The following is an 11,760-nucleotide window of genomic DNA, read 5'->3' as shown; positions in this document are numbered from 1 at the left end:
TCCTCTCAGTTCGAGACGTCGTCGAGGATCTGGACCATGGCCGGTCCGAGACGATGGGCCGGGTAAACGGTCATCTTCCCCTCCCCGCGGGACAGGGCCAACAAGTCCCTGAACTTCGCGTCGTCGATGTCCTTGCGGTTCGCGTTCACGTACTCGCGCATGGCGTCCACGAGGGCGTCGCGCCGTTGCGGCGAGCCGGCCGGATCGTCAACGAGGATGACGGCCCATTCGCCCTTGCGCAGCAGCCAGGCGAACGGCCTGGGCTTGCCGTCCTGCCCCTTCGCGGCGCCGACCGCCAGGAGGCCGTGCCGGGTTTCCAGTTCGGTGACCGTGCTGGCGTCGAGCTTTGCCGGCAGGGCCTTCGCCTTCACGACGGCCCAGTCCTTCGGCGCCGATCCTGTCTTCTGTTGGGCGTTGGCCCAGTCGACGAAATAGGACAGCATCTCGCCCTCGGAGGGAGCTTCGCCGAGCTTGACCACGGCAGCCGGGTCGGCGTAGCGGCCAACCAGCTTGTCGTATGCGGCCGCCGCGCCGGAAACGGCGTCGGAAATAGTCGTCTCCCTGCTTTCCTTCAGTTCCGCTCGCACCTGCTTGGCACGTTCCAGCCGAACCTCGTCGGCCCGCCGCCCTGCGGAATCGAGGCCAATGAAGCTGCCGAAGATCGTCATGGCCGCGACGACCGCGATTCCGGCCACTCCGGCGTAGAACGCCGTCTTCACGGCGCCGCGATGGAAACGGAAATGGTCGCGGGCCCGGGCCATGAGGACATGGCCTTCCGTTACGTACCCCTCCCACTGTCGGGGCTTACCGAGAGAATCCTGGAGCCCACTCATGCGCGAATCCCTTTCTTCCCATACCTCGGAACGGCCCATTTCGGCCCGGACGAGGTAATGCCAATGGATGCCCCCGGAAGGGAGCTATGAAAGGAAAACAAGCCGGCTCGAGGGTGGCATTTCGGCCATTTGAGGGCAGCTTCGCGGCCCTGGCCGGGCAGTCCCTCCGCGCGTGGAGGAGACCGCCTATCCCGTCACCCGATCGGGAATCGCAATGTCCGCCAGGGGCTTGGCCCCCGGCGGGTACTCATGAACTACTCGGCGACGAAGCCGGTGTAAGGCTGGTACTTGCCATCGATCGCCAGCAGGATGTCGCGGGTCAGGTCGACGCAGGTACGGAGCTGGTCGCGCCTAGCGCCCGGGTCGTCCAGGCGGGTCAGTCGGTTCAGCGTCGGCTTGGTGAAGATCGGAGCCATGATGTTCTTCCAGCCCTTGCCGCCGTCCCAGGCCGCGAGGCCGTCGAACAGTTTTTCCTCAGTTTCCGCGCGTATAGCGGGGCTGGCCGTCCAATTGTTCGGCACGATCCATATCCGCGACACCTCCATTCCCTGGTCGCGATAGAACAGCAGGTCCTTGATTGCCTTGATGCCGCTGTCGTCGTCGGGCGTCACGGGCAACAGGAAGATGTCCGCGCCCTTAACCAGCCTTACGTCCAGTTCGACCTGGCGAGCGGCGGAATCGATGACCATCGCGATCGGGTCGGGCGCAGTGTCCAAGGCCACGATGATGCGGTCGGCTTCCTTGGAATCTCGGGCGTCGACGCATTCGAAGTAACGGCCCTCGGGCGACGGGACCTCGCTGTCGGGGTCCGTCACCAACAGGGAAACGATCGTTTCCGGCGTCAGGCCCTCATGGTCGTTGAGCCGGGCGATGAACGCCAAGCCGGTAGCGACCATATGAGAAATGGTTGTCTTGCCCGAGCCGCCCTTGCGGCCGCCGACACCGACGACTTTCGTGAGCATCTCAGCTCTCCTCGGTCAGGATGACGTTCGCCGCCCGGCGCATGAGGTCGTCGTCCTTCGCCGCGAGGTTGAGCAGGCCCGCCAGCAGGGCCGACACGGCAATTCGGCGCTTGGAGCCCAGTTCGCGGCCCAGCAGCAGGAGCTTCAGCTCAAGTTCGTCCACGTCCTGCCGCCACACGATCGTGGACATCGCATGGTCCCGCGACTTCATCTCCAGCGTGCGCGGGGCGGGAGCCGCCTTCCTGCGCCCTCGCTTCGGGGCCGCTACGGGGGCGGGTTCAGCCGTAGAGGCGCTCCTGGGGGCGGGCTGTTCAGCCGCGGCGGGCGCAGGTTCCTGTGCCGTGCTGATCAAGGTCGCGAAGCGGTTGGAACGTGTCTTGGGGTCGGTGCTCATTCGGCATTTTCCTGCGCGCTGCGTCCCTGGCGACCGCCAAGGTTACAATGGGCCGTGATTGTGATTATCCGATTCTGAAAAGTCAACATCAAACATTGTCGTCTGGAAAAATGGCAGCATGTGTCAATGTTTATGATGTTGGCGTGGCATAAGATAACCATGACAACATAAAACAATGGTTCATTGTTTGGCGGCCATTCCCTTCGGGAGGTATGCGCACTGGCGTGCGCGAGTGCGGGGCGCTGTCGCGCTCCTCAAAAATGACGCTGTTTGCCATTCCGCCGCTTCGCGTCGGTTGCTCCGTGCGCCCCTGCGCCCGTCGCACAGCCTTCCGCAGGTAACCATGCGGGCTGGTGCTCCGTCGCTGCGCGACGGCTTTACCGGTCGCTTCCGCGCCCGGTTGCTTTACAAAAGGCTTCGCCAGCCGGCTGGCATTCCGCCGCTTCGCGTCGGTTGCTCCGTGCGCCCCTGCGCCCGTCGCGCAGCCATCCGCAGGTAAGCATGTGGGCTGGTGCTCCGTCGCTGCGCGACGGCTTTTGCTGACAGGGGCTTCGCCGGGCGGCTGGCCTCCACGGTGCGAGAGCGGGTTGATTGGACCCAACGGCATATCTTGTACATTCTATGCCAAAAACGAGAAAACGACAGCGAAGAACAACCTTTATTGACAATCGCCAGGACCTTGTGCTACATTCTCAAGCAGCGTGGTCGGTTGAGAAGCGTCTCCCGCCCCTGCCCCCTCCCCCAGTGCGTGGATATATAGAAATGTCGAAAGACAAGAACCGGCTGCAGGCGCCCTATTTCCTGGACGAACTCATCGACACCGCCGCGCGGCTTCGGGCAGCGCCCCACGACCTGCGCCTCCGGGACGACATGGACCGCGGGATCCGCGAGACGGACCAGGAGATCCAATACGCTGCTTGGCTCGCTATGGGCGACGACGAGGACCTCGAATGGGCCCTGCGCCGCGTCGGCTGGACCGGACTGGACGCCCCGCCGATCACCGAGCTGCCGGTGACGTTGGAGGAGCGCGCGCAGATTTACGTTGGGCTGCATCTGGAGGAAATCTCCTCCTCGTGCGATGAGCAGGGCGTTGTCGATCTCCTTGCCGCCCGGGGGTACAAGACAACTGGCGATGCCGTCCCCGATCTGCTGGCCGGTGCCCGGTATCTCGACCAGCCGCTGGGCCGGGCCTGGGCCCGTGTCGTCGGCGAGGTCCATTTCCGCGTGGACGCCTCCCTTCAGGAGCGCCCGGATGATCCCGTCGCCCTCGGCTTGTCGCGCTTCCTCCAGCAACAGTTCAGCTGGATCCGCGAGGCACGGGACCCCGAGGCGTTTCGGCGAGCCCGCATCGCGGCCGGATTGAAATCGTCGCAGTTGGCTGCGCGGATGGGGGTCAGCTACCAGCTGCTTTATGGCTTTGAGGTTGGCCAGTTTCTGATTCCGTTCCGGCACCGCCGGCGGCTTGATCAAATTGCGCTATCAGATCAACGCCAGGCGGCTTAAATGATCAATGGACGTCAAACTCAAAAATCGAAGAACTCGAACCGTGGGGTGAAATATAAGCATTCTAAGGCCAATAATTGTAGTTGACGGCGATGATCTGCATATACTATACTCAAATTTATTTTTCAAAATCCGCATTTTTCTATTGATCTACATTGAAATCTCTAGTATCTATTTGTTCACGGAGCCGATGGTTCCGCGTTTTCCTACCCGAAGAACTGATTTGACAGACCGGACCCTTGGGGTTCGGCCGGTGGGAGTGCGAGACAATGGACCTTGAGAGCATGTTTTGTGTCGACCGCGACTTCGACAGCCTCGAAATGGGAGGCTTCCGCGGGATTGACCGCATTGTGCCGCGAGGCGGCGATGCCACCCGTTTCAGCGATGACGTTCCCATTGCCTGGGGCCGCGACGACGGCGAGTTGGACCGCGCTGTCGGTCGCCGCAGGCGTGCCGTGCGCTGATCCTCAAACACCCTTTTTGGAGATGTATGAAATGACCGGCTACAGCCATGTCGTCCCGGAAGCCATTGTTCTCAGCAATGGGAAAATGGACATCACCGTCGCAGCGGTTCTCGTCCTGGATCAGCGCGGCGAAGCGCGCATCGAGGTTCGCGAATTCGTCCCGCCGGCAGCAATCCCCCAGGACGAGAGCGCCGGGCGCACGCTGACCTGGACCATCGCGCAGGTCGATGCCCACGCAACGCCCCTCATGCTTGACGTCGTGGCGCTGAAGCGCGACCTGTCCGAAGGCGGTGCCCTGGCGCAACTGCTGGACCGCGTCGGGGGTGGGATGTCGGTCGAATGGGACGGCTCCCGCCATGTCGGCCGCTTCGACGCTGATGCGGAAAGCGCGCGTAACGAGCTCACTGGAATTTTCGACGGCGTAGCCTTCGTCCGTGAGGATATGGCTGCCTGGGAGGCTGGCGAGTGGCTGCGCAGCGAGGCCTCAAGCCGTGGCAAGCTCCTCTCCGTCATCGGCTTGTCCGTGGATTCCACGGACGAGGAGGTCGCGGCGGCTGCCTCGAAGCTGGTCGATGAGGGAATCAGGGACGACGTCCTCGTTATCGGTGGGGTGGATGCCATGCAGAAGGCCATCAACGACCTGATCGAAGAGGTCCGGGAGGCCGCCTGATCGAGAAGTCGGCGGCGGAAGCCTGCCGCCGACCTTCCCCCAGCTCGGGAGAAGGATGATGACACCCCTATACGATAGCCCGGGAGCTGTGCCTCCCGGCATCGGCCCGGACGATGCCTGACGATCAGCGCGCCGTGCGCAGACCGGCGAGAGCACACGCCCCATATCCGGCTGCATAAAGGACTCTGTCGTGACAGGGGACTCCCGACCGGAACGCTCAAGCTCATGCCGTGAAGCGAGATCAGACTGATCGTCCCGATCAGGGACGAAGCAGTATCCATCCGGTGAAAGCCGCTGATTGTTTGCCTTGAGGTGGAGGTTGGCGGGTCGCATGCTTCCCCTGTGCTGAGGAACAGGAGGAGGTCATGGACATTGATACGGACCGCGTTGATGACGTGGTGCTGGCGCTCCTATGGCTTGGCCTTCACGACGGCGCGCGCGCCTGGAAATCATTCGACTGGGATACGATGGGTCGGCTGCATAGCAAGGGTCTGATTGATGATCCGGTGGGCAAGGCCAAATCCGTGGTGATGACGCCGGAGGGATTGGCGCGCTCGGAGCAGCTGTTCCAGGAAATGTTCGGGCGGCGATGATCTTGTGATCAGGCAGCGACCTGCGCTGATCGGCGCAGCTTCCATTCCCAAGGTAGCAGTTCGTGCAGGCGGTTCTGCGGGATGTCGTTGATGCGGGCGAACACATCTGCGAGCCAGGCCTGGGGATCGATGTCGTTCATCTTGGCGGTGACGATCAGGCCGTACATGATGGCGGCCCGCTCGCCGCCGCGGTCGGAACCGGCGAACAGCCAGGCCTTCCTGCCCAGGGCCACGCCCCGCAATGCGCGTTCGGCCGCGTTGTTGGTCAGGCAGGCCCGTCCGTCGTGCAGGAAGGTGGTGAACTCCTCCCAGCGGGTCAGCATGTAGTCCAGTGCCTTGGCCACGGGCGCATGCCGGGACAGGACGGCGCGCTGCTGGCGCATCCAGGCTTCCAGTTCATCGACCAGGGGCTTGGGCTTTTCCTGCCGGACGGCCAGGCGTTCATCGATCGGCAGGCCGTTGATCGCGCGCTCCAGGTCGAACAGCACGTCGATGCGCTTCACGGCCTCCAGGGCGATGGGCGAGATCTGGGGCGCCTTCTCGCCACGACGCGCCCTGGCGGCAATGTGGGGTCCGGACACGAAAGTGCGCATATTGTCCGGCTCGCGCGAACGTAAAAAGAACGATTGTCCGTAATCCCGTCCGGAAATCAATTTGTCCGCTTTCCCGCCATTCAGCCCGGTAGACGGACAGCTTGAACAAGTCCGGCTAACCTTCGTTATGCGGACAGGCCCTTTGAGCCGATCCGCCACCGTTCGTCTAATGTTCTATCGAAGCGGACACCGTGCGCACTTTCGTGTCGTGACCCCAATGTCGGCCAGCTCAAAGAACTTGCGCCGGCCATGGGCCCAGCACAGCGCACTGGTCACCGGGGTAGGCTTGCGCCCAGCATCAAACAGGCGACCATAACCCGCATAGGCATCAGCCTGGAGCAACCCGGTGTATCCGGCCAGGTGCCGTTCCGGATGGATGCCGCCCCGATCACGGGAATAATGGAATAGCGCCGCCGGTGGTGCCTGTCCCACGAACGGCCGATCGTCGCGGACCCCGGATCAAGTCCGGGGCAGGCTCCGACCCAGAGCCGGCCCTTATCGGTCTTGCCCTTGGCCAGCACCGGCACCGTGGTGTCGTCACCGTGCAGGCGTTCCGCCGCCAGGACGTGCCGGGCCAGCAGCTCATGGAGCGGCTTCAGCACGGCGCAGGCATGGCCGACCTGATCGGCCGCCGTGGATAGGCTGATCGGCATGCCCTCCCGGGCGAACCGCTCGCACTGGCGGTTCAGCGGTCAGACGAAATGATTGGAAATATTTAAGTAATGATCTATTTCCAATACTTAGATTCTCAAATATTCAATACTTCAATTCATATCTGCGTAGTTGATACAATAAATGCAGAGAAATTTTTTCAGGTTTCGTGCATTTTTATTTTGACTTCGGTGTTATCCTCTAGTATCTATTAGACATCAAAGCTGACGCGCACGGATTACTGATCCAGCCGTCCTTGTTTAGTCCTCCTTACATCGCGATGCATCGCTGGCCCATCTCGCTTCGGGACGTGCGCCCGCATGCCTTCGCTCCGCATGCCTTCGCTCCGCAACCACCGCCACGGCAACTGTGTCGTCGGCGACCGAAGAATCACGCTTCAGGAGACCTACCATGCTTACCAATACGCCGATCTCGACGCTGGACCGCCTGCGCACCTACGAAACCGTCACGATCCGGCGCGGCGCGTACGACGAAATCATCACGGTTTCCGCCGACGGAAAATCGATTAGCCCCGAGGCGATCATGGATGACTTCGCCGAGGCCCTGCCTGAGGTCTTCGCGGAGTTCGACAGGAAGCGGCGCGGTACGGCTGTGAACGTCGACCTCTACGGCTTCGACTTCGAGCAGGGTGTCGTTGTCATCCAGGCCCGCCAGGCGTTCCGTAAGTTTCGGAACGGCTTCCTCAACATCAGGAAGAATTATTTCCTGGCCGGCAGGAATGAAAACACCGGTGCGGCCTTCCGCCATCCCGTCGGCTCGGCTGCCGTCCGCGGTGCCATCCGTGCCGCCCCTGACGACCCCGCCGCCGTGGTCGCCGGCGCCCAGCGCTGGATGTGGGACTGCACCGCAAAACAGCTCCAGGCGTCCCTGGCCGGCGGGATGCGCCAGGGCGACGTACTCATGGTCAAGGAGCGCGGCCTGCCGGACGGCCAGGACATGGGCACCAGCGCGGTGCTCGCCGGTTCCCACCGCGTCGTCGCCCGTCGGATCGTGCGCAACCATGACGGGCGCGTGTGGGCGCTGGATCCTTCCCTGCAGCACATCAAGGCACAGCACGACCAGGTCTGGGCCGACCGCGAGGGCTGGTATTCCATCCGCGTGGCGTATTCCGACGCTGCCTGGGATTTTGCCCAGAGGCTGGGGGACTAACCCCCAGCCCACCCCCCCTTCCCTGCCCCAACACGGACACATCAGCATGACCGCCCAACCCCTGTTTGTCACCGGGAACACGTTTCCGGTGAAGGACCAACTGCGCGCCCTTGGTTGCCGCTGGAATGCCGACCACAAGGCCTGGACGACGACCGACCCCGCCACGCTGGAAAAGGCCAACGCCGTCGTCGCCGCCGGTGGGTTGAAGGCGGAGCTGATGGGCAGCGCAAGCCCGGCTGCCGCCGGCAGCCGGTACAGGTCGTCCAGGCGGTGTCGCGAATGCAAAGAAACGATCCGGCACTCGCGGTATTTCCAAGCAAGGGACGGCCTTTGCGGCGAGTGTGCGTTTAACGAATTCGATTATTGAAGGAGGTGGAAAAATGGACAAACCGCAGGCGCTGCAACCTCAGCGGGTAGTTGGTTCGGAGGCCGAGCCGGCAATGACCGCCGATGACCTCGATACCAACCCGTTCTCCGCTCCCGTCACCGACGAGCAATGGGAAATCCTGGGCACCGACCTTCTTTCCGAGGCGCGGGCTGAACGTGTCCGAGAGGCCAACGAGGAAGGAGGCCGGCTCGCCAAGTTTGATGCTGATCGGGCAGCCATCCTCGCCCTGCCCGACACCGCTCTCCTACTGGAAATGCAACGGCAGTACGCCCGATGGGACGCCGCCACCGACGACGTGGCGGAGTGGAGTTGGCACCCCAGGTTCACCGGGCCCGACGACCCCGGAATTGAGGCGTGGCGGCGTCGCGCGACGCAACAGTACGAGCGGTTGAGTTTTATCGGCGGCGAGGTCAACAGGCGCGGCATCGGGCCGGCATCCCCTGCCCCGGGGCCCGAGGTCACGGCGGTCGTGGATTCCATGCCGGCAGGTTTTTTCAACGACCTCGTGCTGGGCGACGCGGATCTGAACGAGTGTGGTCCGAGGCGGTAGCGGCCACCCCTTCGCTTCCGATAGCCGCACCTTCCCGCCTGCCCTGCCAAGGCCAGCGACCGCTCCTTGGCGACGCCGCGCCGTATCAATACGGAACATGTGGCATGGTCATAATTTACCAAGGCTATCTGTTAAACATGGAACATGGGACCAATAAGATATCGACACCATGTTCCATGGTTCTCATGTTGCTGTGGTAGCGGAAGCTGGCCACTCCCGGTGGGCAGCCTCCCGCAGCCCTCCTGCGGACGAAGCGGGGCACCCGCCCAGCCCTGGATATACCTCGACGGCCATGCCTCCTTCCTTGCGGAGGCGCCCGATGTTCTCCTCCAGGGCGTCCGCGCCCACGGTTGCCAGGCCTCGAACGGCGGCTGTCAGAACCAGCCGCTGACGGGGTCCCGACCCCGACCGCCCTCCCCTCCCCCGCCAGGGCCGCCACGAGGAGGCAGACCAGGGCGGCCCGGCGTTCATGGTCCCGTTCGCCGTCCAGTAGGGCGGCGAACTCGAGGGCACCTCATCCAAGATCCCGGCCAGCCTTACCACCACACGGTTGGCGACCGCCCTGTCGTAGAGAGCCAGCCAAACTTCCGCCGCTTCCTCGTTGGCTCGCAGCCCGCGAAATCGGTGTCGGGGACCATCACCCCGAGGAAGGCGTTCAGGAACGCCTCGACCACGAAGGCTTCCGGCACCACCCGGCGGTGCCCGGGCTTGCTTTCCGGACTGGCTGGACTTCCATGGGGTGCCGGGTGCCAACTGCACGACGGCGATGCGCCGGATCGCCGTGAGGTAACCGGCCCTTCGCCGCGGCGCCGATGCGCCGGCTGCATGGGCAGACATCCGGGGGCGCACGCTCATCCCGGGCGCGGTTTCGCCTATCCGGGATAACCGGAGATAGTCAGGCCAGGTGGTGTCCGGGCCGGCGGGCAGGCGCGCCGACGGCGCGACGAGCCATCGTGTCACTGTTATAACTGAACGATGGTTTATGTTCATATCGTTACGATGACAACACATAAAATTGAAACATGTTTTCATGATAACGTGCTTAGAATGGGAAAAGGCGACAGCTATCCATGGCTGTCATTTTTCATCATTCCCTGAATCCATGTTTCATAGGTCTCATCCCAGCATCGTTATCCTGTTTGGGTTTTCAATGGTAATATTGGGCTAATGCCCGTTTTATGGCTTGCCACAAGGTCCGGCACTAATCATGATGCCATGATGCCATGATGCCATGATGCCATGATGCCATGATGCCATGATGCCATGATGCCATGATGCCATGATGCCATGATGCCATGATCACAGCGGACCATGTTGTTATGCGTAAATCTATCAATGGGAACATCATTATATCGTTATAAAGGTACAACGGACCATCGGCCTCATGAACCAGTGCTCATATGGAAAAGGGCGGAATGATCACCATGCCTGAATGGGTCACTGTACCACTTAGACATGTATCCAATGACAAGATGAACCAGGGCAAAATCGGCACAATGGAAGCTGCATCTGTTGCTCCATGTTGGCCTGTTCACATCGGAAGACCGTTGTCCAGGGCCGATGGCGGCCTTACGCCTCATTCCGTGGTTTCCATGCCGCCGGGAAATCATGGAGCATGAAAGCCATTGTCCAATCGTCACATGAGAACATGGTCCCATGGCCTATGTGTCCATTGGCCCGTCCGAGACGACGGTTGCCGGAGCCGCGGCCCAGGTCTCCTGGCCGGCGCCCTGCCGGCGTCTTATAAGAGGCGCCAGCGGCCCATCGGCAGTGGGGCGGCCAAAACGCCGGGAGGCTTGGGGCGGCCTTGGCGGCCTTTCTAGGGGCGTTCCCGGCGGGTGGTCCCGGCGGGTGGGTTGGCGAGGTGGGGGGGCGTAGGCTGCCCCGGGCGGTACTGGGCTTGGGGTTGCCGGCGGCGTGGCGGGGCAGGGCAGGGCGAGAGGGAAGGACGGGGAGGGGAGGTGGGCTGGGAGGAGGGGAGAGAGGCGCGGCGGGAGGGGGGAGAGGGGGACGGCTGGTGACTGGAGGGGGAAAAGGGCTGGCTGGCTGGGGAGGAGTGGAAGGGGGCGGGCAGGGAAGGGAGGGGGATGGCGGGAGTGGGGGAGGGTGGACAGCCAGGAGTTGTTGGGATGGTGCAGAGCTAATCCGGCCTATTGCTTTACACCAGGTGCACCCAATTGGTGTCGTCCAGGGCGAGGCAAGTTGACTGCATTTCCGCCATATTTGGCCGCATAATGGGCGGGGAAGGACGCAGAGGCCAGATTCTCTGCCAATTTATTCAATTTTAATTCTCGGCCCCGACCGGAGGTTATCTTGATGGATTCAGTGCCCCAGGGCAATCCCGATCAGGTCCGCAGGAGGGTCGGCCGCCCGAAGCGCGCGGACGGCAGGGCGACCTCCGAGGCCAGGTACACCGTCCCCGATACCCTGCTGACCCAGCTTGAACGCCTTGCCGCTGTCCGAGGGGAGAGCCGGGATAGCGTCATCACCGCCCTCCTTGCTGCCGGCGTGACGGAGATGGCCATGGGATCGCCCGGGCCGGGCCAGGATCGCCAGGCCGGTCCTGCCAGGTCAGTCGATGCGGGCGGCCCCTCCGCCCGACGGGTTGCGGAGATGGTAGCCTCGGATGTCGAGGCGCAGGTGGACCAGGCGCTGGACAGGCACCTTGCGCGGATGCAGGAGCAGCTCGTCGAGGACATCGACGCGATGATCGAGGAGCGCGTCTCCGGACGCATCGAGCATGCGATCGACGTGCTGTCGGCGCGCCTCGTCGAGAGGGACGCACGCCTCGCCCAGGTCGTCGAGGAAATGTCGAAGATGGTCGCGGGAATTTCCGCCGACTGCGTGCGGACAAGGACGAGGACCGAGGGGCTGGCGGACGAGAACGGGCGCCTGCTGGAGACGACGAAGGCACTCTCGACCAACATTTCCGCGGTGTTGGAAACGCTCGCCGGCGTTGCAGGAATCACCCTGAAAAGGGCGGGGTAAG

Annotated in this window: 11 protein-coding genes and 2 pseudogenes; 8 read left to right on the top strand and 5 right to left on the bottom strand. The window is 62.9% G+C overall.

Annotation, left to right across the window (positions count from 1 at the left end; all coding sequences use genetic code 11):
- Nucleotides 1–5 precede the first annotated feature (5 nt).
- From CHU95_RS03400 to CHU95_RS03390, 3 genes are all read right to left on the bottom strand, one after another.
- Nucleotides 6–761, bottom strand: coding sequence for a hypothetical protein (locus CHU95_RS03400; RefSeq protein ID WP_133065410.1), 756 nt, complete (start codon nucleotides 759–761; stop codon nucleotides 6–8).
- 326 nt (nucleotides 762–1,087) lie between these two features.
- Entirely contained in the window at nucleotides 1,088–1,795 is a 708-nt protein-coding gene (locus CHU95_RS03395; protein ID WP_094453745.1) for a hypothetical protein, read from the bottom strand.
- Nucleotide 1,796: 1 nt separating this feature from the next.
- Nucleotides 1,797–2,189 (bottom strand): hypothetical protein, encoded by a 393-nt coding sequence (locus CHU95_RS03390; protein WP_094453743.1) that lies wholly within the window; start codon nucleotides 2,187–2,189, stop codon nucleotides 1,797–1,799.
- 762 nt (nucleotides 2,190–2,951) lie between these two features.
- Here CHU95_RS03390 and CHU95_RS03385 point away from each other — a divergent pair.
- The 4 genes from CHU95_RS03385 (at nucleotide 2,952) to CHU95_RS03370 (ending at nucleotide 5,419) form a co-directional block, all read left to right on the top strand.
- Nucleotides 2,952–3,692 carry a helix-turn-helix domain-containing protein gene (locus CHU95_RS03385; RefSeq protein ID WP_094453741.1) on the top strand — a complete coding sequence of 247 codons (741 nt, stop codon included), beginning with the start codon at nucleotides 2,952–2,954 and terminating at the stop codon, nucleotides 3,690–3,692.
- Nucleotides 3,693–3,961: 269 nt separating this feature from the next.
- Complete coding sequence (locus tag CHU95_RS03380) at nucleotides 3,962–4,156, top strand: hypothetical protein (RefSeq protein ID WP_133065409.1); 195 nt, start codon at nucleotides 3,962–3,964, stop codon at nucleotides 4,154–4,156.
- Nucleotides 4,157–4,187: 31 nt separating this feature from the next.
- A complete protein-coding gene (locus CHU95_RS03375) occupies nucleotides 4,188–4,826 on the top strand; it encodes a hypothetical protein (protein WP_133065408.1) in 639 nt (212 codons plus the stop codon).
- Nucleotides 4,827–5,191: 365 nt separating this feature from the next.
- Nucleotides 5,192–5,419 carry a DUF6429 family protein gene (locus tag CHU95_RS03370; RefSeq protein ID WP_094453735.1) on the top strand — a complete coding sequence of 76 codons (228 nt, stop codon included), beginning with the start codon at nucleotides 5,192–5,194 and terminating at the stop codon, nucleotides 5,417–5,419.
- A gap of 8 nt (nucleotides 5,420–5,427) precedes the next feature.
- Here the strand turns inward: CHU95_RS03370 and CHU95_RS03365 are convergent.
- Nucleotides 5,428–5,985, bottom strand: a pseudogene (locus tag CHU95_RS03365) (IS66 family transposase); the annotation flags it as partial.
- A gap of 246 nt (nucleotides 5,986–6,231) precedes the next feature.
- Nucleotides 6,232–6,704, bottom strand: a pseudogene (locus tag CHU95_RS03360) (IS66 family transposase); the annotation flags it as partial.
- Nucleotides 6,705–7,074: 370 nt separating this feature from the next.
- Here CHU95_RS03360 and CHU95_RS22805 point away from each other — a divergent pair.
- The 4 genes from CHU95_RS22805 to CHU95_RS03340 all read left to right on the top strand — a co-directional run bounded on the left by CHU95_RS22805 (nucleotide 7,075) and on the right by CHU95_RS03340 (nucleotide 11,759).
- A complete protein-coding gene (locus CHU95_RS22805) occupies nucleotides 7,075–7,833 on the top strand; it encodes a hypothetical protein (protein ID WP_245837837.1) in 759 nt (252 codons plus the stop codon).
- Between the two features lie 46 nt (nucleotides 7,834–7,879).
- Nucleotides 7,880–8,200 (top strand): hypothetical protein, encoded by a 321-nt coding sequence (locus CHU95_RS03350; RefSeq protein ID WP_094453733.1) that lies wholly within the window; start codon nucleotides 7,880–7,882, stop codon nucleotides 8,198–8,200.
- A gap of 13 nt (nucleotides 8,201–8,213) precedes the next feature.
- Entirely contained in the window at nucleotides 8,214–8,771 is a 558-nt protein-coding gene (locus CHU95_RS03345; RefSeq protein WP_094453731.1) for a hypothetical protein, read from the top strand.
- A gap of 2,316 nt (nucleotides 8,772–11,087) precedes the next feature.
- Nucleotides 11,088–11,759 carry a hypothetical protein gene (locus tag CHU95_RS03340; RefSeq protein ID WP_133065407.1) on the top strand — a complete coding sequence of 224 codons (672 nt, stop codon included), beginning with the start codon at nucleotides 11,088–11,090 and terminating at the stop codon, nucleotides 11,757–11,759.
- The last annotated feature ends 1 nt before the right edge of the window (nucleotide 11,760 follow it).

Source organism: Niveispirillum lacus, from assembly GCF_002251795.1.
Lineage (GTDB): Bacteria > Pseudomonadota > Alphaproteobacteria > Azospirillales > Azospirillaceae > Niveispirillum > Niveispirillum lacus.
This window is presented reverse-complemented; position numbering and strand designations above follow the sequence as displayed.

Coding starts and splice junctions, on each gene's coding strand:
- CHU95_RS03400 (WP_133065410.1), bottom strand. CDS start 761: ATGGCCCGGGCCCGCGACCATTTCCGTTTCCATCGCGGCGCCGTGAAG.
- CHU95_RS03395 (WP_094453745.1), bottom strand. CDS start 1,795: ATGCTCACGAAAGTCGTCGGTGTCGGCGGCCGCAAGGGCGGCTCGGGC.
- CHU95_RS03390 (WP_094453743.1), bottom strand. CDS start 2,189: ATGAGCACCGACCCCAAGACACGTTCCAACCGCTTCGCGACCTTGATC.
- CHU95_RS03385 (WP_094453741.1), top strand. CDS start 2,952: ATGTCGAAAGACAAGAACCGGCTGCAGGCGCCCTATTTCCTGGACGAA.
- CHU95_RS03380 (WP_133065409.1), top strand. CDS start 3,962: ATGGACCTTGAGAGCATGTTTTGTGTCGACCGCGACTTCGACAGCCTC.
- CHU95_RS03375 (WP_133065408.1), top strand. CDS start 4,188: ATGACCGGCTACAGCCATGTCGTCCCGGAAGCCATTGTTCTCAGCAAT.
- CHU95_RS03370 (WP_094453735.1), top strand. CDS start 5,192: ATGGACATTGATACGGACCGCGTTGATGACGTGGTGCTGGCGCTCCTA.
- CHU95_RS22805 (WP_245837837.1), top strand. CDS start 7,075: ATGCTTACCAATACGCCGATCTCGACGCTGGACCGCCTGCGCACCTAC.
- CHU95_RS03350 (WP_094453733.1), top strand. CDS start 7,880: ATGACCGCCCAACCCCTGTTTGTCACCGGGAACACGTTTCCGGTGAAG.
- CHU95_RS03345 (WP_094453731.1), top strand. CDS start 8,214: ATGGACAAACCGCAGGCGCTGCAACCTCAGCGGGTAGTTGGTTCGGAG.
- CHU95_RS03340 (WP_133065407.1), top strand. CDS start 11,088: ATGGATTCAGTGCCCCAGGGCAATCCCGATCAGGTCCGCAGGAGGGTC.